The sequence below is a fragment of the Collimonas antrihumi genome, assembly GCF_018304965.1.
Lineage (GTDB): Bacteria > Pseudomonadota > Gammaproteobacteria > Burkholderiales > Burkholderiaceae_D > Collimonas > Collimonas antrihumi.
Genome location: NZ_JAGQED010000010.1, coordinates 21,625 through 42,900 on the forward strand (window position 1 = coordinate 21,625; position 21,276 = coordinate 42,900).

The 21,276-nt window shown below is 58.5% G+C and carries 20 protein-coding genes and 1 riboswitch; of the genes, 7 read left to right on the top strand and 13 right to left on the bottom strand.

All coding sequences use genetic code 11. From position 1 onward, the window contains the following. Positions 1-3 precede the first annotated feature (3 nt). A complete protein-coding gene (locus KHU29_RS10885) occupies positions 4-651 on the top strand; it encodes a class I SAM-dependent methyltransferase (protein ID WP_211452833.1) in 648 nt (215 codons plus the stop codon). A 125-nt stretch (positions 652-776) separates the two neighbouring features. On the opposite strand, the gene KHU29_RS10890 is transcribed toward KHU29_RS10885, so the two are convergent. The 8 genes from KHU29_RS10890 to KHU29_RS10925 form a co-directional block, all read right to left on the bottom strand. After that, on the bottom strand, positions 777-3,023 hold the full coding sequence (locus KHU29_RS10890; RefSeq protein ID WP_211452834.1) for a mechanosensitive ion channel family protein: 2,247 nt from the start codon (positions 3,021-3,023) through the stop codon (positions 777-779). A 143-nt stretch (positions 3,024-3,166) separates the two neighbouring features. Next, entirely contained in the window at positions 3,167-4,144 is a 978-nt protein-coding gene (gene denD / locus KHU29_RS10895; protein ID WP_211452835.1) for a D-erythronate dehydrogenase, read from the bottom strand. A 35-nt stretch (positions 4,145-4,179) separates the two neighbouring features. After that, positions 4,180-4,968, bottom strand: coding sequence for a 2-oxo-tetronate isomerase (gene otnI, locus KHU29_RS10900; protein ID WP_211452836.1), 789 nt, complete (start codon positions 4,966-4,968; stop codon positions 4,180-4,182). A gap of 65 nt (positions 4,969-5,033) precedes the next feature. Next, on the bottom strand, positions 5,034-6,368 hold the full coding sequence (locus KHU29_RS10905; RefSeq protein ID WP_246541843.1) for an MFS transporter: 1,335 nt from the start codon (positions 6,366-6,368) through the stop codon (positions 5,034-5,036). 52 nt (positions 6,369-6,420) lie between these two features. Beyond that, on the bottom strand, positions 6,421-7,104 hold the full coding sequence (gene otnC / locus KHU29_RS10910; protein ID WP_211452837.1) for a 3-oxo-tetronate 4-phosphate decarboxylase: 684 nt from the start codon (positions 7,102-7,104) through the stop codon (positions 6,421-6,423). Continuing rightward, entirely contained in the window at positions 7,101-8,432 is a 1,332-nt protein-coding gene (gene otnK, locus KHU29_RS10915) for a 3-oxo-tetronate kinase (RefSeq protein WP_211452838.1), read from the bottom strand. Before otnK ends, otnC begins: the two co-directional genes overlap by 4 nt. Before the next feature lie 3 nt (positions 8,433-8,435). After that, complete coding sequence (gene ltnD, locus KHU29_RS10920) at positions 8,436-9,353, bottom strand: L-threonate dehydrogenase (protein ID WP_211452839.1); 918 nt, start codon at positions 9,351-9,353, stop codon at positions 8,436-8,438. 13 nt (positions 9,354-9,366) lie between these two features. After that, on the bottom strand, positions 9,367-10,119 hold the full coding sequence (locus KHU29_RS10925; RefSeq protein ID WP_211452840.1) for a FadR/GntR family transcriptional regulator: 753 nt from the start codon (positions 10,117-10,119) through the stop codon (positions 9,367-9,369). Between the two features lie 338 nt (positions 10,120-10,457). Here KHU29_RS10925 and KHU29_RS10930 point away from each other — a divergent pair, with 338 nt between their 5' ends. The 5 genes from KHU29_RS10930 (at position 10,458) to KHU29_RS10950 (ending at position 17,076) form a co-directional block, all read left to right on the top strand. Then, positions 10,458-11,627: an ABC transporter substrate-binding protein gene (locus KHU29_RS10930; protein ID WP_425514469.1), complete on the top strand. Its 1,170-nt coding sequence runs from the start codon at positions 10,458-10,460 to the stop codon at positions 11,625-11,627. Between the two features lies 1 nt (position 11,628). Next, positions 11,629-12,837, top strand: a complete 1,209-nt coding sequence (locus KHU29_RS10935) for an HPP family protein (protein ID WP_246541845.1) — start codon at positions 11,629-11,631, stop codon at positions 12,835-12,837. A 43-nt stretch (positions 12,838-12,880) separates the two neighbouring features. Next, a riboswitch (cobalamin riboswitch) is annotated at positions 12,881-13,166 on the top strand. Positions 13,167-13,251: 85 nt separating this feature from the next. Next, a complete protein-coding gene (locus tag KHU29_RS10940) occupies positions 13,252-15,141 on the top strand; it encodes a TonB-dependent receptor plug domain-containing protein (RefSeq protein WP_211452841.1) in 1,890 nt (629 codons plus the stop codon). 152 nt (positions 15,142-15,293) lie between these two features. Then, the gene (locus KHU29_RS10945) at positions 15,294-16,280 is read left to right on the top strand and encodes a FecCD family ABC transporter permease (RefSeq protein WP_246541847.1); all 987 of its coding nucleotides are present in this window, start codon (positions 15,294-15,296) and stop codon (positions 16,278-16,280) included. 10 nt (positions 16,281-16,290) lie between these two features. Beyond that, entirely contained in the window at positions 16,291-17,076 is a 786-nt protein-coding gene (locus KHU29_RS10950; RefSeq protein ID WP_211452842.1) for an ABC transporter ATP-binding protein, read from the top strand. A gap of 33 nt (positions 17,077-17,109) precedes the next feature. On the opposite strand, the gene KHU29_RS10955 is transcribed toward KHU29_RS10950, so the two are convergent. The 4 genes from KHU29_RS10955 to KHU29_RS10970 form a co-directional block, all read right to left on the bottom strand. Next, on the bottom strand, positions 17,110-17,964 hold the full coding sequence (locus KHU29_RS10955; RefSeq protein ID WP_211452932.1) for a cobalamin-binding protein: 855 nt from the start codon (positions 17,962-17,964) through the stop codon (positions 17,110-17,112). 77 nt (positions 17,965-18,041) lie between these two features. Continuing rightward, positions 18,042-18,881: a pantoate--beta-alanine ligase gene (gene panC / locus KHU29_RS10960; protein WP_211452843.1), complete on the bottom strand. Its 840-nt coding sequence runs from the start codon at positions 18,879-18,881 to the stop codon at positions 18,042-18,044. Positions 18,882-19,005: 124 nt separating this feature from the next. Beyond that, the gene (locus tag KHU29_RS10965; protein ID WP_211452844.1) at positions 19,006-19,869 is read right to left on the bottom strand and encodes a segregation and condensation protein A; all 864 of its coding nucleotides are present in this window, start codon (positions 19,867-19,869) and stop codon (positions 19,006-19,008) included. A gap of 33 nt (positions 19,870-19,902) precedes the next feature. Next, the gene (locus KHU29_RS10970; RefSeq protein WP_211452845.1) at positions 19,903-20,112 is read right to left on the bottom strand and encodes a DUF3460 family protein; all 210 of its coding nucleotides are present in this window, start codon (positions 20,110-20,112) and stop codon (positions 19,903-19,905) included. Positions 20,113-20,265: 153 nt separating this feature from the next. Here KHU29_RS10970 and bamE point away from each other — a divergent pair, with 153 nt between their 5' ends. Further along, complete coding sequence (gene bamE, locus KHU29_RS10975) at positions 20,266-20,784, top strand: outer membrane protein assembly factor BamE domain-containing protein (RefSeq protein WP_211452846.1); 519 nt, start codon at positions 20,266-20,268, stop codon at positions 20,782-20,784. 7 nt (positions 20,785-20,791) lie between these two features. Here bamE and KHU29_RS10980 read toward each other — a convergent pair whose 3' ends face one another. Beyond that, the gene (locus tag KHU29_RS10980) at positions 20,792-21,271 is read right to left on the bottom strand and encodes a GNAT family N-acetyltransferase (RefSeq protein WP_211452847.1); all 480 of its coding nucleotides are present in this window, start codon (positions 21,269-21,271) and stop codon (positions 20,792-20,794) included. Positions 21,272-21,276: the final 5 nt, after the last annotated feature.

Consider the following 21,276-nt stretch of genomic DNA (forward strand, 5'->3'; position numbering starts at 1 on the left):
AAAATGATTAATACAGATATGGTGGCTTACTACGCCAAACGCGCTTCGACCTACGAAGAGATTTACCAACGCCCGGAGCGCCAGGATGAATTGCTGACGCTGCAGGTGCGGGTGCAGGAATTGATGGAAGGCCACGACGTGCTGGAGCTGGCCTGCGGCACCGGATTCTGGACCGAGCAAATCGCCGCCTCGGCAAAATCAGTGTACGCAACCGACATCAATCCGGAAATGATCGCGCTGGCAAACGCCAAGAAACTGCCGGCCGGCAAAGCGACCTTTGCGCTGGCAGACATCAACACCTTCCAGCCGGACCGGCCGTTCACCGCCTGTTTCCTGGGATTCTGGTGGTCGCACGTAGCGCGTCAGGACCAGGTGCGTTTCATCGCTCAGCTGCGCGAAAAACTGGGCAAGGATATTTTGCTGGCGATGATCGACAACGGCTACGTCGAAGAACAAAGCACGCCGATTGCGCGTACCGATGCCGAAGGCAATACCTACCAGTTCCGTACCTTGCCCAACGGCGAGCGCTACGAAGTCATGAAGAATTTCCCGACCGACAGCGGCCTGCGCAAGAAACTGGCGCCCATCACGCGCGAGTTGCGCATCTTGCGGCTGGAGTATTACTGGTTGCTAAGCTGCCGCATCAAATAAGGCCGGCGTAGGGTGGGCACCTGTGCCCACGCGTTACCGTGATATCCGGAGAGCGAGCCCATGCGGTGCCTCAATAGGCGTGTACGTGGCGTGAGTTCACGCGTGGGCACAAAAGCGTGCCCACCCTACGCGGTATTGCCCGAGGGCGGCTCCAGTGGTGCAGCCGCCGCAGCCAATGGAAAATTCGCCCATTCGGTGGAAAAGTGTACCGTCGGATCATCATCTACTTTCTTCTTGATGCGCAGGTTGAAGCCGCGCGTGACCTCATTCTGGGTTTGCGGCTTGGTGCGGATGCCGGCCAGCAGCGCCACGCCGTTCAAGTCGAAACCATTGACCCCGTATATCTCGATAGGCTGCAGCAGCAGCCGCCGCAACCGGCGGTCTTCCAGCATCTCGGCGCCGGTCTCGCGCATCAGGCGCAGGGCCTGGTCGACGTCCGAATCGTGAGTGATGCTCAGCTTGAGCGATGCATAGGTATATTCGCGCGAATCGTTCTTGATGGCCGTGATTTGCGAAAACGGCACGCTGTGCACCGAGCCATTGCTGTCGCGCAAACGCACGGTGCGGATGGTCAGGTTTTCCACCGTGCCGGCGTGGCCGTTGCCGACGTCGACCCAGTCGCCGACCGACATCGAATCTTCCATGATGATGAAGACTCCGGTGATCAAATCCTTCACCAGCGATTGCGAGCCGAAGCCGAATGCCAGGCCGACCACGCCGGCCGAGGCTAGCAAGGGCGTGACATTGATGCCGAGGTTGGCGAGCGTGGTGATGACGGTGACGGTCAGGATCAGCAGCATCAACGCGTTGCGCAGCAAGGGCAGGATGGTGCGCATGCGCGTGCTCGGATTCTTGCGAGAGTAACGGCTGTTGCGGGTCGGGTTGATCGCTTCCTGGATGAATGTGTCGAGCATGATCCAGACCAGCCAGGCAACTACCAGCGTAAGACCGATCTTGCCGAGGGCGGAGACGATCATCTGGCCGATCAGGGTCGCATTGGCAAAATCCACCAGCGAGTGTTCCCAGATCCTGGTCAGCAGTTCAAAAAATCCGATCCACAGCGCCAGCTGCAGCAAGCTGAAGCCGACGTTGCTTAGACGCAGGATGTAAGGAGACTGACGGCGGACCGCCACTGAAGTCGTCTTGCGGTTGCGTATGCGCCGCAGCAGCGCGCTGATAAGGAACATGGCGATCAGCAGTGCCGCGCTTCCCAATGCGTGATTGAGCGCTGAATTGTTGCTCGATAAATCAAGGATGGTGGCAACGCTGACGGTGATGCTTAGCAGCAGTATCGGCACATACCAGAAGGCCGCGACCACTTCCAGGGTTTCCATCCGCGCCGGATGGGCGCGGCGCACCGCCAGCGGCCGGTTGCGGATGATATGCGCCACCGGGCGCCTGAATCGCAAGGCGAACCAGCCGCCTAGCAGCGCCGCAACCACGCTCGACCAGGTCGCCACCACGCTGGACAGATGGACGCCGATGATCTGGTTCACCTGCGGATTGTCCAGTGCATCGCCGAGCCAGCCGGCGCAGCCGATCACATACAGCAAACTCCAGGCTCGCTGGTAGATGATATGCACGGCGACCCTGCGGTGGCCGCCATGCGACAGCGAAAAAATGATGGCGCATATCACCTGAAACAGACGCGCGCCAATCAGGGTGTACAGCAGCACGGTGGCCAGCGTCCGTCCTAGCGACGGTCCTTGCGAAGACTCCAGGCTGACTACCACCGAGATTTCCACCACCAGCGCCAGCAGTATCGGTGCTATGTGGCGCAGGATAAACAGCAGCAATTCCTTGAGGCTGGGATCCGGCGGCAGTTTTGTGTCGACCTTGAAGTGGCGGTGAACCCGCTTGCCGATGTATTGTATGGCGAGAGCGACTACGCCGAACAAGGCCATCATTTCGAGGAAATTGGCCAGCACTTGCAGCCCGGTTTCGGAATCCTGGCGGTCAAGTATGGTCGACAGGTCTTGCCAGGCCAGGGAAAATTGCTGGGTCCAGTATTTCCCCGGCGTGACTACCTGATGTAAATGGCTCTGGAAAATGTCGAGGCTATTCGAAATCAGTCCGATGAAGCCCTTTTGTGATGGCGAAGCCTTGCTGTTTTGCTGTTCTGCCTGGATCAGGGTGGCCACCAGGCTGCCGGTGGCGGGATTGCTTTGCAATACCTTTGACAGAGAGTCCAGCGTAGAGGGCGCTGGTGCTGCGGCTGGTGGCGTACTTGCGTTATTGTTGGCGTTATTGCTGGCGCTGGTGCCGGCGGCCGCAGCCGCATAAGCGCCGCTGGCCGGGAGCAGGCAAAACAGCAAGCCCATACATAAGCTTAAAAGCAAGCGCGTCATGGGCTGAAAAAAGCTGGTCTTCATGTCGGCTAGGCAAAAGTCATAAAGTGACAATCTTACCGTACCGCCGCCGCATGGCTCACAAGATCGGGTTAACTTGCACATGTTAAAAAAACATGTGCAAGTTTGCCGAGGCACTGCAACCAGTTGCGATATGCCTGCAATGCTTAAACAGCGGGTAAATCATCCTCGATATAGGCGCGGACGATGTCATCGAAATCGGCATCGCCGACGAAACCCAGCGCCGCAGCACGGCTGGCGTCCCAGGCGCCCGGCCAGCTTGAGATGATGCGGTCGATCACCGGATCGTGAGCCCATTCAATTCTTTCTGCAACCTGTTTGCCGGCGACCCGCTCCAGCGCAGCGGCCATTTCGGCAACGGTGACCGAGATCCCTGGCAGGTTGATGGTGCGGCTCTTGCCCAATGCCTCGGCCGACAGCGTATAACCATGGATCAGGCTGGCGATCACCTTGCGCGGCGACAGCAGCCACAAACGCGTATCCGGCGCTACCGGGCAAATGGCGGGCTGGCCGTTGAGCGGTTCGCGGATGATGCCGCTGGCGAAAGACGAGGCAGCCTGGTTGGGCTTGCCGGGACGCACGCTGATGGTCGGCAGGCGCAATACCCGGCCGTCGACAAAACCCTTGCGGCTGAAGTCGTTGAGCAGCAATTCGGCAATCGCCTTTTGCGTTCCGTAGGAAGATTGCGGATTGAGTGCCGTGTGGTCTTGCACCACGGCCGGCAATACACCGCCGAATACCGCCACCGAACTGGTGAAAATCACCCGCGGCACATGGGCGCAGGCGTGGCAGCGTTCCAGCAACAAGCGCGAAGCATCCAGGTTGATACGCATGCCGAGATCGAAATCCGCTTCCGCCTGGCCGCTGACAATTGCCGCCAGGTGAAAGATGGCAGCCGTCTGCGGCGTGATCACCCGCTCCAGCAAAGCGCTGTCGGTGATGTCGCCGGTGACCTGTTCAATCCGCGCGTCGTCGAAACCGGTAGCGTCGACCACGTCGACCAGGGTGATCTTGCTGATGGTTTGCAGTTGGCCGCTGCGGTCCGGCAAGCTGCCTTGCTTGAGCAGGCTGCGGGCCAGGCGTTGCCCTAAGAATCCGGCGCCGCCGGTGATGACTACTTGCATGAGAATTCCTTATTGAATATGGTTTACAGCGACGGTTACAGCCACGGCTTGAGCCAGCCGAGACCGTCCGAAGTGACGCCGCGCGGCCGGTATTCGCAGCCGACCCAGCCTTGGTAACCGAGCGCATCGATCAGTTCGAACAGATACGGGTAATTGATTTCGCCGATATCCGGTTCATGCCGCTCGGGCACGCCGGCAATCTGGATATGGCCGATGCCGGCCTGCGGCCGCACCATGTCACGCTTGAGCTTGAAGGCCAGGTCGCCCTCGACGATCTGGCAGTGATACAGGTCGAACTGCACCTGCAGGTTGCGGGCGCCGACCTCGGCGCAGATTGCCTGCGCATCGTCCTGGCGATTCAGGAAGAAGCCTGGGATGTCGCGCGTATTGATCGGTTCGATCACGATCGTGACGCCATGTACGGCTGCTTCAGCGGCGGCATAGGCCAGGTTTTCCAGATATACGGCACGATGGCAGGCGCGATCCTGCTGCGGCTGGATCAATCCGGCCATCACATGCAATTTATTATTACCGAGTACCTGCGCATATTCCAGGCCGGTGGCGATGCTGCGCTTGAATTCATCTTCACGTCCCGGCAAGGAGGCGATGCCGCGTTCGCCGGCAGCCCAGTCGCCCGGCGGAGCGTTGAACAGCGCTTGCGTCAAGCCGTTGTCCAGCAATCTTTTCTGCAACTCGGCGGCAGCATACTCATACGGAAACAGAAATTCCACACCCTTGAAACCATCTTTGGCCGCAGCCGAAAAACGGTCGAGAAAGGCGTGCTCGTTGTACATCATGGTCAGATTGGCGGCAAAACGTGGCATTTCAAAACTCCTGAAAATAATTCGTAGTGCGGGCATTACATGCCCACACTACGGTGAATAGCATCTTAGCGATTAACCATCTTGGGCGGCGTTTTCAAAATCGCAATCGCGCCTATCACCAACATGCCAGCCAGCATGAACATGCCGGTTTGGTTGTTATGCGTAGTATCTTTCAGCCAGCCGACCATGAACGGGCTGACGAAGCCGGCCAGGTTACCAACCGAGTTGATCACCGCGATGCCGGCAGCGGCGCCGGTGCCGGACAGGAAGGCAGTCGGCAACGACCAGAACAGCGGCGAACAGGTCAATACGCCCATCGCCGCGAGCGACAGGAAGGCGATGGCAATCACGGTATTGTCGGCAGCGATAGCGGAGACTACGAAACCTACCGCGCCCAGCAACGCCGGTACGATCAGATGCCAGCGCCGTTCACGCATGCGGTCGGAGCGACGGCCGATCAGGATCATGGCGAACACCGCGCACAGGAATGGAATCGCGCTGATCAGGCCGATCCTCAAGTCGCCGACCACACCGGACGCCTTGACCAGAGTCGGCAGCCAGAACGTCAGGCCGTACTGGCCCATGACGATACAGAAGTAGATCAGGCACATGTGCCAGATGCGGATATCCTTGAATACGGCTGCAGTAGTTTTCGGGCTATGCATGTCTTTCTGGTCGGCGCGGATTTCCGCTTCCAGGAAATCCTTCTCCGCTTCAGTCAGCCACTTTGCCTTGCGAATACTGTTGTCCATCACGAAAAATACCGCGATGCCGACCAGTATCGCCGGGATTGCTTCAATCATGAACATCCATTGCCAGCCATGCCAGCCGCTGGAACCGTGGAAGGCTTGCATGATCCAGCCCGACAAGGGGTTGCCGAAAATGCCGGCGATCGGGATCGCCGCCATGAAGGTAGCAACCACCTTGGCCCGTCGGTGCGACGGGAACCAGTAGGTCAGGTAGAGAATGATGCCGGGATAAAAGCCGGCTTCAGCCAAGCCCAGCAAGAAACGCAGGACGTAGAACTGGGTCGGCGTCTGGACCCATGCAAAGCAAGCCGACAGGATGCCCCAGGTAATCATGATCCGGGCGATCCACAGCTTGGCGCCGACCTTGTTCATGAGCAGGTTGCTGGGCAATTCAAACAGGAAGTACCCGAGGAAGAATATGCCGGCGCCGAGGCCGAAAACGGTTTCGCTGAAGCCCAGGTCCTGCAACATCTGCAGCTTGGCAAAGCCGACGTTGACGCGGTCCAGGTAAGCCACCACGTAACACAGCATGATGAATGGCACAAAGCGCCAGAATACTTTCTTGTACAGATTTTCGGCTTGTTCAGCCGGCAGGCTGGCACTAGCCTGGGTGCCTTTTTTTGCGCCTTTATTTTCGATTATTGCAGACATCTTATCTCCACCAGTTTGATTTTTAAGTCTGGATGTTTCTATTTGTTGAAACTTACCAGCGCGCTCCAAATACCCGATACAACTCATCCAGAGCCTCTGCATTCAGCGGCTCGGGTTGCAGTTCCAACTTAACTCTCGACATCAGCCACAGGCGTGCCGTTTCTTCCAGCTCTTCCAGCGCGAACGCCGCTTGCGAAATACTTTCATGCCACACCACCGGCCCCAGCCGTTCCAGCAAAACTCCGCGCACGCTGGTTGCCAGCAATTTGACCTGCTCCGCTACCCGTGGATCGCCGGGACGGCAATAAGGAATCAGCGGAATGCGGCCAACCTTCATCACCTGATACGGCGTGATCGGCGGCAGTACAGCGTTGTCATGCCAGACGCCGGATAGCGTGAGCGCGACCAGATTGGTCGAATGGGTATGCACGACTGCCTGCATCAACGGGTTGTTGTCGTAGACCGCGCGATGCAAGGTCAGCGTCTTCGACGGCTTGTCGCCGCTGATCCACTTGCCGCTCAGGTCGACCTTGGCGATCTGCGCCGGCGTCAGCCTGCCGAGACAGGCATCGGTAGGTGTGATCAGCCAGCCGTCATCCAGACGGGCGCTGATGTTGCCTGCCGCACCGACCGTGTAGTTACGCTGATACAGGCTGGCGCCGATCTCGCAGATTTCTTCCCGCAGCGCCTGCTCCTTGAGCGTGGTGCTGCCGGGTTGATTTTTTGTACCGGTCATAGACGAGCCTCGCCAAGTTTGGTCTCTCCAAGCTGCCGCAACGCTTTTTCAAAAAAATCGACACTGCCGAAATTGCCGGATTTCAGCGCCATTGCTAACGGCGCTACACCCACCGCACCGATCGACGCCGTCGCCGGCACACCAGGATCGATTTGAGCACCAATGCGCAAGGCATGCACGCCCAGCGCCTTGACCACGGCGCCTGAAGTTTCGCCACCGGCAATCACAAAGCGCCGCACACCGCTGGCCAGCAACGCCGCCGCGATATCGGCCAGTGCTTGCTCGATTAGCAAACCGGCGCGCTCGACGCCCAGTTTGGCTTGTACCTGTTTCACTTGTTCCGGCGTGGTGGTGGCGTAGATCAACGCCGGTTGCTGATTCAGATGTTGTTTGGCGAAGGCCAATGCTTGCGCTACCACGGGTTCGCCCGCGGCCAGCATCAGCGGATCGATACGGAACGCCGGGCGATTTGATTCGATCCACGCGCTTACCTGCGCGTTGGTGGCTTTTGACGCGCTGCCGGCCAGAACCACCGACAAGCCGTCGACCACAGGGAGCTCACTGGCCTTGGCGCCTTGCTGCGGATTGAGCAAACCTGCGCGGACGAAATTACCGGGCAGGCCGAGCGCAATACCGGAGCCGCCGGTGACCAGCGGCAAATCGGCGCAGGCGGCACCGATGGCGTACAGGTCCTGGTTTTCCAGTGCATCGACAATCGCCATCCGCACGCCTTGCTGACGCAGCATGTCAATCCTGGCGCGGATCTGGTCAGCGCCTTGGGAAACCGTCGGATAACCGATCAATCCGACCTTGGACTCGGTCTGCTGTTGCAGCACGCGCACCAGGTTCGGATCGGTCATCGGCGTCAACGGATGGTTTTGCATCCCCGATTCATTGAGCAGCTGGTCCTGGATAAACAGATGGCCGCGATACAGGGTGCGTCCGGTTTCCGGGAACACCGGGCAGGCTATCGTGAAATCGCTGCCCAAGGCCTGCAGCAGCGCATCAGCGACCGGGCCGATATTGCCTTGCGCGGTAGAGTCGAAGGTAGAGCAGTATTTGAAAAAGAACTGACGGCAACCTTGCTGTTGCAGCCAGCTCAGTGCAGCCAGAGAATCGGCGACGGCTTCCGCGGCAGGAATCGTGCGCGATTTTAGCGCTACCACGATGGCGTCCACTTCTTGCGGTGCGCTGTCCGGCACGCCGATGGTTTGCACTGTACGCATGCCTTCGCGCACCAGCATGTTGGCGAGGTCGGTCGCGCCGGTAAAATCATCGGCGATGCAGCCGAGCAGGGGACGTGTTGCGGCATTCTGTTGTGCTGACATCGCTTACTCCTGCGCTGCCGGCAACTTAGTTGGCAACTTAGTTGGTAAATTAACGCCAGGGAAAATCTTGATCACCGCGGAATCATCCTCGCCGCCATGGCCGGCAGTGGATGCCATCATGAACATCTGGTGCGCAGCGGCCGATAGCGGCAGCGGAAATTTGCTGGCGCGTGCTGTATCCAGCACCAGGCCCAAATCCTTGACAAAAATATCGACTGCCGACAGCGGCGTGTAGTCAGCCTTCAGGATATGCGGCACGCGATTTTCAAACATCCACGAATTGCCGGCGCTGTTGGTGATTACTTCATACAGCGAATCTGCATCGACGCCTTCGCGCAATCCCAATGCCATTGCTTCCGCGGCGGCCGCGATATGCACGCCGGCCAGCAACTGGTTGATGATTTTTACCTTGGAACCGATGCCGTGCGCTTCTCCCAGCCGGTAAACCTTGCCGGCGATCGCCGCCAGCACCGCTTCGCCCTTGGCGTATGCGGCGGCCGGGCCGGAAGTCATCATGGTCATTTCGCCGGCCGCCGCGCGCACCGCGCCGCCGGACAGCGGCGCATCGAGGAACAGCAACTGTTGTGCCGCCAGTCGTTCACCGAGCTTGACCGCATATTCCGGCGCCACGGTAGCGCTGGCGATTACCAGGCTGCCGGGACGCATGGCAGCCGCAGCGCCTTGTTCGCCGAACAGCACGTGCTCGGTTTGCGCGGCGTTGACGACCACCGTAATCACTACTTCACATTGCGCGCCGAGTTCGGCTGGTGTGTTGCAGACGATGCCGCCTTCGCTGGCAAACTGTTGTAAAACTTCCGGACGGACGTCGCATGCATGCGTGCGCAAGCCGGCCCGCAGCAAAGAACGGGCAACGCCCAAGCCCATGGCGCCAAGGCCGATTACACCTACATTGATAGTCATTGTTTGATCCTGATTAGCGAGCTTTTGCAGTGCTCTTGGTTTTTTGCGGGGTTTCGGCGACGACAGCGCCTTGCGACAAGCGTCGCGCCGCATTGAACATATGGTTTTGTGCCGCATTGCGCGCAGCCAGTGCGTCGCCGGCGGCGATCGCGGCAGCGATGGCCGCGTGTTCCTCATAGACCTGGCGCATGAAATCGTCGCGCCTGGCTTCGTTGCTGCGGGTGACGGCGGTGGCGGCTTCCAGGTACTGGCTGAGGAACGCCAACGTCTGCAGCAGGAAAGGATTGCCGGTGGCCTCGGCGATGCTGCGATGGAACATGACATCGGCCAGCACGCCATCGCCACCGGCGTTGACATCGGCGGCGATGCCTTTCAAGGCGCTTTCGATGGCTTTGAGTTGGCGCGGAGTGCGGCGGGTAGCGGCCAGCGCCGCCACTTCAGCGTCGATGGCGCGCCGCAGTTCGACAATCTGCAATACGGCATCGGCCGACGAAGCTTGGTCGAACTGGATCCGCAATGGCCGCAGATGGCCTTGCTGGCTGACGTAGACGCCGCTGCCCTGGCGCGGTTCGACCGCGCCTTCATTCTTCAAACGGGAAATCGCTTCACGCACCACCGTGCGGCTGACGCCGAATTGCTCGGACAAGGCCGGTTCTGTGGGCAGTTTTGCGCCCGGGCCGAATTCGCCGGTTTCTATCTTTTTCAACAATTCCTGGGCGACGGTATCGCTCAAGGAAGTCCGATTGGCATTCAGTTTATTGAACATTTTGTCTCTTCCGGCGCTTTTCTAATGGTGCATTTTTATCGTAATGTGACCATATCATCATATGAATTATTGAAAAAATCAAGATTTGTTTCAAAGACAGCCAGGTTCTTCCGCGACTTTTATCATTAGTTTTATTGCCGGCAACGTGAAAAAGGCAGTTCTTGCTCTGGGTCAATGAACAGCCTGGTCTTGCTGGTTAAGATCGCATGGTGACCGTAATGCCGGTGATGTAGCGTCGCGGTCGTGTAGTTGCTTGTTGACGCATATTGCTTGTTACATTCCAGTAGAATCCTGTCCTTGTGGAAAAAAACATGTCACGCCAACAGGATTGATATTCGATGAACAAATTCACACGTTGTTATCTGCTGCCATCCGCTGTTACTGTTGCTCTCTCCATGTGGGGCGGCTCGGCCCTGGCGCAAATCCGGATAGGCGTCGATATCGCTGTCACCGGACCTGCCGCGGCGATTGGCGCGTCAACAAAAAATGCCATCCTGCTATGGCCGAAAGAGATCGCCGGGCAGAAGGTCGAGTACATCATCCTGGACGATGCTTCCGATCCGACCAACGCGGTGCGCAATGCGCGCAAACTGATCAATGAAGAGAAAGTCGACCTGATCGTGGGGCCGAATACAACGCCTGCCGCACTGGCATTGCTGGATGTGGTGTCCGAGGCAGAAACGCCGCTGCTGGCGCTGGCGGCATCGGCCTCTATCGTCGAGCCGCAAGATGCCAGGCGCGCCTGGGTCTTCAAGTTGCCGCAAAACGATTCGCACATGGCAACCATCCTGACCCAGCACATGGCGGACAACGGCATCAAGACGGTAGCGTTTATCGGCTTTGCGGATGCTTACGGCGACAGCTGGTGGCGCGAGTTTTCACGGCTGGCCGAACTCAGGAAGATCAAGGTGGTCGCCGGCGAACGTTACAACCGCAACGACACCAGCGTCACCGGGCAGATTCTCAAGATCATGTCGGCGCAGCCGGACGCGGTACTGATCGCCGCTTCGGCGACGCCGGCGGTATTGCCGCAAAAGACGCTGGCTGAGCGTGGCTACAAGGGCCGCATTTATCAGACGCACGGTATCGCCACGGCGGATTTTCTGAAAGTCGGCGGCAAGGATGTCGAAGGTACCTTCTTTCCGACCGGGCCGGCGGTGGTGGCCAAGCAATTGCCGTTATCGAATCCGGTCAGGAAAACCGCGCTGGCGTTCACCAGCCGCTACGAAGCCGCCTACGGCGCTGACACGGTGACCCAATTTGCCGCCGATGCCTGGGGCGCTTACATGCTGATCGCCAATGCGGTGCCGCAAGCGCTCAAATCCGCCCAACCCGGCAGCAAGCAGTTCCGCATGGCGCTACGGAATGCACTGGAAAACACGCATGACCTGACCATACCGCAAGGAGTGGTCAACATGAATCCCAAAGATCACGTCGGTCTGGACCAGCGCTCACGCGTGATGGGGCGGATCGTGAATAATAAATTTACCTATGCTTATGGCGGCTGACATGTCTTTGACAGCAACAAACTTGAAAGTAAAGAAGATGGAATTGTTCTGGTTGTGGTTACGCGGTTTTATCCCCGGGCCTGTGATGGTCAATGCCACCGAGCGCATGCGCGCCTGCTGTGGCGCCTTGTTGGGGATCTTGTTGACGGGACTGGTGAGCCACTGGGCGCTGGGCGCGAGCGCGCCGTTGCCTTTGCTGATCGCCCCGATGGGCGCTTCTGCCGTGTTGTTGTTCGGCGTACCGGCCAGTCCGTTGGCGCAGCCATGGTCGATTATCGGCGGCAACCTGGTGGCGGCCGTGATTGGCGTCAGTTGCGCGCGCTGGATTCCCGATCCCGTGTTTGCGCCGGCTATCGCGGTTTCCGCTGCAATCGGCGCCATGTTCGCCTTGCGTTGCCTGCATCCGCCTAGCGGTGCGGTGGCGCTGACCGCGGTGCTGGGCGGCCCGGCGGTCACCAGCCAGGGTTTTCATTTCGTGCTGACGCCGGTGCTGCTGAATTCCTTTTTGCTGCTAGCGGTAGCGCTGTTGTTCAACAACGCTACCCGCCGCCGCTACCCGCATGTCGCCCATGCCGACCTCAGCAAATTGCATCAGACCAAAGACCAGCCCAGCGGCCGGCGCATCGGTTTTACGCAGGAAGACCTGGATTATGTATTGCACCAATACAATCAGGTGCTGGATGTCAGCCGGGATGACCTGGAAGATTTGATCCTGCAAACGGAGTTGCATGCCTACCGACGCCGTTTCGGTGCGATTACCTGCGCTGACATCATGTCGCGCGATGTCATCAGCGTCGAATATGGGACTTCGCTGGAGGATGCATGGGCCTTGTTATTGAAACATCGCATCAAGGCGCTGCCGGTGATTAATTCGGCGCGGCGCCTGATCGGCATCATCACCCAGACCGACTTCATGCGTCAGGTGAATTTGCAGGTGTACACCGGTTTCGACCATAAACTCAAGCAGTTCATCCGACGTACTACCAATACGCATTCCGACAAGCCGGAAGTGGTCGGCCAGATCATGACGGCCAAGGTGGAGAGCGCGTTGGAGGATGCGCATATTGTGGAACTGGTGCAGCCTTTGTCCGATTCCGGCATCCATCACATCCCGATTGTCGATGACCAGCGGCGCCTGGTCGGCATGGTGACGCAGTCCGACATGGTGGCGGCTTTGTACCGCGGGAATGCGAATTTAACCACAGTGTAGCGTTGCGAACGCACGCGGCAATTGCTGCAAACCGGCGTCGGCCTTACAATGACGGGGTTTTGGTGCACGCGGACATGTCCATGTCCGCAGTTAAACGGGAAACACGGCGCCAGGCGGCTCGACAAGAGCGCCGGCCAACGTGTGCTGCCCCCGCAACGGTAAAACAAGCGTCGCCGGTTGAATTCATTCTTTGATTTTGACATGGTGACAGGGCGTATCTTCTACCACTGTGTTTGAGCTGAGGCATGAGTTTATGCGTGAGCTTGGCATGGGAAGGTTATACGCTCCGACTTGTTAGCCCGGATACCGGCCAGATCAGGGGGAGTAAGGAACAAGTGCTATGCGTTTGTTCGCTACTACTGTTGCAACCGGGCTTGCGGGGAAGCAGGCCGGGGACTTTTATCGTATCTAAAAATGACATTATCTTTATCACGCCGCTGCGGCGCGACCTTGAAGCCGCTCGCGCTTGCTTCAGCCATCCTCTCCACTGCGCTCTCAGCGACTCCTGTATCGGCGCAAACCACGCAAGACCAGGCTCTGGTGCCAGTGGTAGTCACCGCTGCCCGCATCGAGCAACCGCAAACCGATGCGTTACCGCACACTACTGTGATCAGCGCCGAAGACATCCGCAATTCGCAAGCGCCGGATCTGCCGGCATTGCTGGAACGCGAAGCCGGCATCCAGATCACCCGCGTCGGCGGCCCTGGCCAACAGGCTTCCTTGTTCATGCGCGGCGCGAATTCCTCGGAAACCCTGATCATGATCGATGGCGTACCGATCCGGCGCCAGGCATCGTTTGGCTTGCCGGCGCTTGAGAATATCTTGCCGGACCAGATCGATCACATCGAAATCGTGCGCGGCAACGTCTCGGCCATCTACGGTTCCGGCGCAATCGGCGGCGTAGTGCAGATCTTCACCAAACGCGGCAATGGCGCACCGGCGTTCAACGCTTCGGTTGAAGCCGGCTCGCGTGGCACTTACCAAGGTAATGTCGGCGTCAACGGCAAGAGCGGCGATACCCGTTATGCGCTGTCGTTGACACGCTTCAAGACAGATGGATTCTCGGCGCAGAATCCTTTGCAAAACCCGAACGTCAATCCGGACCGCAATGGCGACGGCAATACCAGCGTCTCGGGTTCGGTATCGCAGGAATGGCGCAAGGGCAATGAGGTTGGCGCTCGCGTGTACGCCAACGATTCCAAGTACACTTTCGACGATGCTTTTGGCACGCCGACTGACCGGAACAACGGCCATTCGAAGAGCCAGTCGATCGCGGTATTCTCGAAAAACAGCTTTACCCAGGACTGGACCTCAACCCTGACCGTGTCGCAAAACGTCAACCGCGACAACCTGGAAGACCTGAGCAGCTTCGGTAACAGCAGCAACGGCTACAAGAGCACGCAAAACCTGCTGCAATGGGCCAATGAGTTGCGCTTGTCGCCGCTGTGGGTAGCCAATGCAGGTGTCGACGCCGGCCGTGAAAAGGCAGAGGTCAATTCCAACAGCAGCTTTGGCAATAGCAGCAATAGCTTCTCGCGTTCGACTTCCAGCGTGTACGCTGGCGTAAACGGCAAGATCGGCGCGCACCAGTTGCAATTGAATGTGCGGCATGACGATGTCGGCGGCTCAGGTTCGGACAATACCGGTTACCTCGGTTATGGCTATGCGTTGACCGATAGCGTCAAGCTGATAGCCAATGCGTCGACTGCATTCAATGCGCCAACGCCAGTACAATTGTTCGACCCGCTGTATGGCAATATCAATCTGAAGGCGGAGCGTTCGAAATCCTACGAGCTGGGCGTGCAGTACGCAGCCGGCGCTACTTTGTTGCGCGCCACGCTGTTCGACACCCGCACGCGCGACCAGTTCGGCTACGATCCTGTTACCTTTCGAACCATCAATATTGCGCGCGCCAAGAACCAGGGCCTGGAGTTGAGCGCCAGCACTACGTTGCTAGCAATCGACTGGCGCGCCAGTTTGACTCTGCAGGATCCAAAGAACGAATCGACTGGCAAAACCTTGGTACGTCGCGCCAAGACCTTGGGTTCGCTGGGCGCCGCCAAAAGCTTCGGCGCCTGGCGCATCGGCACCGATGTTCAATACACTAACAGCCGTACCGATATTCCCGGCAATCCAACACTGGCTCCCTATTGGCTGACCAACGCCAATGCGCGCTATCAGTTGAACAAGGAAATATCGTTGTTCGGCCGTATTGATAATCTGTTCAATCGCGATTATCAAACCGCCTATGGCTATAACCAGCCATCACGCGGACTGTTTGTTGGTGTAAATTGGCAGCAGTAGCACTACATGCCTACTGCGCGACTCAATCTCTGGTCTGCGATGCTCGCTGTACTAGAATACAGCTCCGCTTCTCGACCAGACCTTGAGCCGCTCGCTACGGCCTGTAGAGCTACTGCAACTCTCTCTAACCAACCAACGAATCGCCCACACCATTGACTGGCCTTACTACCCTGCGCCGTGCCATCGCCATCTTGTGCTGCTTAGCGTTATTTGCAGCATTGGCGCTGGTGCTCGCGGTTTCTTGTGGCAGCAGTGGTTGCGGTTTGGCGGCCGATCAAATCTATCTGCCCTTGCGTTTGCCGCGTGCGCTGACCGCGTTCGTGGTTGGCGGCTTGCTGGCGCTGGCGGGGGCGTTGATGCAGGTATTGCTGCGCAATCCCCTGGCCGATCCATATGTGCTGGGCTTGTCCGGCGGTTCCGCTGCCGGGGCTTTATCCGCGTTATTAATCGCTAGCCACTTCGGTTTCATGGGCGACGTTGCCGCTGCATCGGGCGCGGCCCTCGGCGCCGGGCTGGCGGTTTTGCTATTGTTCGGGCTGGCGCAGCAAGCGCTGCGGCGCCTGCCCGGTGTTGCCCAACACAGCGGTCATCGTCTGATACTGACTGGTGTGATGATCGCCGCCGGCTTCGGCGCGATCGTGACGCTGGTGCTGACGCTGGCGCCTGACGGCCAGTTGCGCGGCATGCTGTTCTGGTTGATGGGCGATCTGGAAGATGCGCGCCTGTTATTGCCGGCGGCTGTGCTGCTGTTGTTGATTCTTGTATGGAGCGTGTTGAATGCGCGGCAGTTGAATCTGTTGGCGCGCGGCGAAGGTTTTGCGCAGTTGCTTGGAGTGCCGGTGCTGCGTTTGCGGTTGCTTACATTATGTGCGGCTTCATTGGCCACTGCGGCAGCGGTTACGGTGGCCGGCACAATTGGTTTTATCGGCCTGGTGGTGCCGCATGCGATACGCCTGCTGGTCGGTAATGACCAGCGGATCTTGTTGCCCGCCAGTGCGCTGGTCGGCGGCGCTGCGCTGGTGCTGGCGGATCTGGCGGCGCGCACAGTGGTAGCGCCTACCCAGTTGCCGGTTGGAGTGATTACAGCTCTGGTCGGTGTGCCGGTATTCTTGTGGCTGCTATCGCGCAGCAAGGCATGAGGAGCCGGCCATGAGCGAAGTCGCTATTCCATTATTGAGCACCGAACAACTGAGCGTCAGTGCCGGCCGCAGAGTCTTGTGCAGCGGGCTTGACTGGCAGATTGCGCCGGGCCAGTTCTGGTGCGTGCTCGGCCGTAACGGCATCGGCAAGACTACTTTATTGCATACGCTGGCTGGGCTGCATCGCCCGGCTGGCGGCCGTGTGAAGATCCAGGGTGAGGATATCCAGTCTACTCCGGCACAGCAACTGGCGCGCTTGCGTGGATTGCTGGCGCAGCAGCAGGCCGATGCATTTTCCAGCAGCGTGCTGGCGGCGGTGATCGCCGGCCGTCATCCCTATCAGTTCGGTTTCGGTTGGGATATGGAAGAGGACCGGGCGCTGGCAATGCAAGCGTTGGAGCAGGTCAGGATGGCTGCTTTCAGCGCCCACGATGTGATGCACTTGTCGGGTGGTGAGAGGCAGCGGGTGGCGTTGGCTACTTTGCTGACGCAAGACCCGTTGCTGTTCATGCTGGATGAACCTACCGCCCATCAGGATGCCGCGGCGCAAATCGTCGTGATGGAATTATTGCGCCGCCTCGCGCCGCAAAAAGCAGTGATCGCGGCTTGTCACGATATCAATCTGGTGGCGCGTTATGCTAGCCACGTGCTGCTGTTGGGGGATGGCCAGGTGTGGCAGGGCAGTACGGACAGCGTGCTGCAACCTGAGATTCTGCAGGCGGCATTTTCCTGTCCGTTTGAAGTGGTGGAAAACGGCTCGCGGCGTTTGTTCATGCCGGTTGCCGGCGTGCCCTAAAGATTTTCTTTATTCAAAGAGGCCGTCAAAAAACTACCGGCGCCGGCTACGCGCCAGATCCAGCTTCTCGCATAGCTCGGCTGCGCCATCCAGGATGCGCGGCCCGGGGCGGCTCATCCAGTTTGGAGTGAGGGTAAACAGATTGTTGCCAGCCACCGCAGCGAGCTGGGGAAAGCGTTGCCAGCTGGTGCTGGGTGAGCTGCCGCCATCCGCTGCAAAGATTACTTCCGGATTGGCTTGCAACACCGCTTCCGTGCTGACGGTCGGCGCCAGTTGCGGCAGCTTGCCGAACACGTTTTCACCACCGCACAAACGGATCACGCTAGTCACCATATGGCTGTCATTGAGCGTCATCAGCGGCTTTTTCCATATCTGATAAAACACGCGCACAGTCGGTCGTTGCCGATAGGTCGCATCAAGCTGTGCCAGGCGAGCCTTGAAAGCGGTGGCTGCCGCCGTGCCGGCATCTTCGGTGCCGGCCAGTTGCGCTAGGCGTAGCAGGGACGAAGCGACGACGTCCAGCTGTCGCGGTTCGCTTTCAAAAACCGGGATGCCGATGGCGCGCAACCTGGCAATCTGGGTGGCTGAATTACCGCTGCTCCAGGCCACGACCAAATCCGGCTTGAGAGAAATAATGCGTTCGATGTCCAATGCGCTGCTGCTGCCGACGGAAGGTATCTGTTTGGCTGCGGGAGGGTAGTCGCTATAGTCGCTGACGCCGACTACGTAAGCACCGGCGCCGACAGCAAACAACAGCTCGGTCGCGTGCGGCGCCAGGCTGACGATGCGATGTGCGGGCTGCGCTAGCACCACATTATGCTGGGCATCGTCGCGCACCGTGATGCCTTGGGTGTTTGCGGCAGCGGCGAACGAAGCCACCACAGCCATTCCAGCCGTAGCTAGCAAGGCGCGAGTTAGTCCGTTGTGGTGGTACTGTTGCGGCCGTTGCACGGTAGCATCCAGGCTCAGATTTCCAGATTGTCGATCAGGCGCGTAGTGCCCAGCTTGGCGGCGGCCAGCACCACCAGCTTTTCGCCTTGCGCCAGATCGCCCGCTGCGGGCGCTTGCAGGTCGCTGCGTTTGCGGATCGAGATGTAATCCGGTTTCCAGCCGCGGCTGCCGAGTTGCGCCATCGCCTGCTTTTCCAGTTCGAAAATATCGAGATGGCCGGCGCGCACTTCTTCGGCCACCTGGTTGAGCGTCTTGAACAGGCTCGGCGCCTCCGCGCGTTCGTCTTCAGACAGATACATATTGCGCGAGGAGAGCGCCAGGCCATCGTCGGCGCGCCAGGTTTCGGCGGCGATGATTTCAGTCGGCAGGGCAAATTGCTTCGCCATATTGCGCACGATCATCAGCTGTTGGTAATCCTTCTTGCCGAACACGGCGACTCTTGGCTGGACGCAGGAAAACAGCTTGAGGACAACCGTGGTGACGCCGGTAAAGAATCCCGGGCGGAATTCACCTTCCAGCGTATTGCCAAGATCGTCGGGCGGGCGCACGCGGAATTCCTGCGGCTCCGGATACAAGTCTTTCTCGGTGGGGGCGAACAGGACGTAGACGCCTTCTTTTTCCAGCTTGGCGACGTCGGCGGCAAAGGTGCGCGGATATTTGTCGAAATCTTCGTTGGGGCCGAACTGCAGGCGATTGACGAAGATCGAGGCGACGATAGGATCGCCATGTTTCTTCGCCAGCCGCATCAGCGACAGGTGGCCCTCATGCAGATTACCCATGGTCGGGACGAATGCGGTACGCAGTTGGCCGCGCAGTTGATCGCGTAGCTCTTCAATCGAGGAAATGATTTTCATAATTGTAATAATTGCGGGACAGAGCTGCCCGGGAAGGGTTTAAGAGCCACCGTAGCGTGGCGAATTACACTATCCGTGCGACTCTGTCCTCAACTGATTAGGGAAAACGGTCAAATTAAAAAATTTATGCAACGGCGTAAGTGGGCGAGTAGGCCAGTCGTACATAGATAGGCGCGAACGGTTCGGCCTGGGTGATTTCAATCAGCGTTTCTTTCGCCAGCTCGAGCATGGCGATGAAATTCACCACCAGCACAGGCACCCCGCGCGACGGATCGAACAATTCGGCGAACTCGACAAAGCGCGACGATTGCAGGCGCCGCAAAATCCCGGTCATGTGCTCCCGTACCGACAGTTCTTCGCGGCTGATGGTGTGGTGGGCCGTCAGCTTGGCACGCTTGATGACATCGGCCCAGGCAGCTTGCAGATCGTCCAGGTTGACTTCCGGCCAGCGCGTGACGATGCTTTGTTCGATGTAGATCTGGGTGCGGACATAATCGCGTCCGAGTTGCGGCAGGGCGTCGATCTCGCGCGCCGCCAGTTTCATCTGTTCGTATTCAAGCAGGCGCCGCACCAGTTCCGCGCGCGGATCTTCGGCTTCTTCGCTGTCGGTTTTACGAACCGGCAGCAGCATGCGCGATTTGATTTCGATCAGCATGGCTGCCATCAGCAGATATTCTGCAGCCAGTTCCAGGTTGGTAATGCGGATCTGGTCGACGTATTCCAGATATTGCAAGGTGACTTGCGCCATCGGGATGTCGAGGATATTGAAATTCTGCTTGCGGATCAGGTACAGCAGCAGATCGAGCGGGCCTTCGAATGCTTCCAGGAAGACTTCCAGCGCATCCGGCGGAATGTAGAGATCGGTCGGCATGCGGAACAGCGGCTCGCCGTACAGGCGCGCAAAAGCCACGCCGTCGATCACATTCGGTGTCGAATCGGGTTGACCTTCTAGTGTCAGTTCGGCAGCATCCGACAAATTCTGGCTCATCTGATCGTTACCTGATCTCGAATGAATTGTGAATTAGTGATTGTTTTGATACACATAGGGCTGTTGATCGACGCGCGATTCCTGGGTGCGCAGCTGGCTGTCCAGGTCGATCGGGGTCTTGTCCCACAGCAGGGCGCGGCCGGCGAGTTGCTGTTCTTCCAGCTTTGGATTCTTTTCCTTGAGTTCTTCAACGAATTTGGTGATGTCGGATTGGTAACCGTAAATTTGTTTGGAAAATTTCATGGGTGCTTTGAATAATAGGCTGGGATCAGGCGCTATTTTATGCTATTTCGGGTTGCCCGAACGGTTTGTCGTCGGTGGTGGTGGGTTTGCTACATATCCAAGTAGCAACAAAATGAAGATATACTGGGACAATTATCGGATAGAGGAGGCAGCATGAACCCATGGGTACGCAGGATTTTGACCGTAGTTGTCCCATTTGTTGCGCCATTTCTCATTGCCGCTTGCGACCAGAACGGTAATTTCGTACAGGAGGCCGGATTGGAAAAACTGAACCGCGGGGTATCGTCAGAAGCCGATGTCCGCAACGCCATGGGCCAGCCGGATACGGTGTGGGAAAAAGAAAACGGCGAGCGTACGCTGGAGTATCCCAAAGGACCAGCCGGCGCGCGCACCTGGATGTTCTATATCGGCAAGGATGGCAAGCTGAGTGATTACAAGCAGGTGCTGACCGAAGAGAATTTCGCCAGGATCAAGGTCGGCATGCGCAAGGAAGAGGTGCGCCAGATGCTAGGCAAGCCACGCACTGTGGTGCAGTTCACGCGGAAGAACGAGGAAGTGTGGGACTGGCGCTATACCCAGAGCGATGCCAGCCAGGCTTTCTTTAATGTGCACATGGATATCACCGGCGGGCTGGTGACCGGTACTTCGGTATCGCAATTGTCCGGGCACTAACCCGATATTAACGCCTGAGCCAGCGCCGCATCACCAGCGGCGATTCTTCCAACGGATTGGCGCGGGTATATTCAAGTTCCGGCGCCAGTTCGAATTCAAACACAGCATACAAATCGACCACCCTGATTTGACCGGCGCGTACCGCCAGCCGCAGTTCCTGGATGTCGGCGCTGCGGGCGCGGTGGATTACCGCTTCCATCAAATGCTGCGATAAGCTCTGGCCGCGATAGGCCGGCAACACCCCCATACGCAGGATTTCCCAGACCTCGGTTTCGGTGTCTGACGGCAGCCAGCGCACCGAACCGATCGGCTGGTCATCCAGCGACAGCAAGAAGCCGCCGCCGCGTTGCAGGTCTTGTTGCACCCGTTCCGTGTGTTCGTGATGGCCGCTGGAGCTGGCGATAACACGTTCGGCCCAGCAGGCGCGAGTCAGCTCGGCGATCAGTACGGCATCGTCGGCGCTGGCTTCACGAACCTGCAGATTCATCGTGG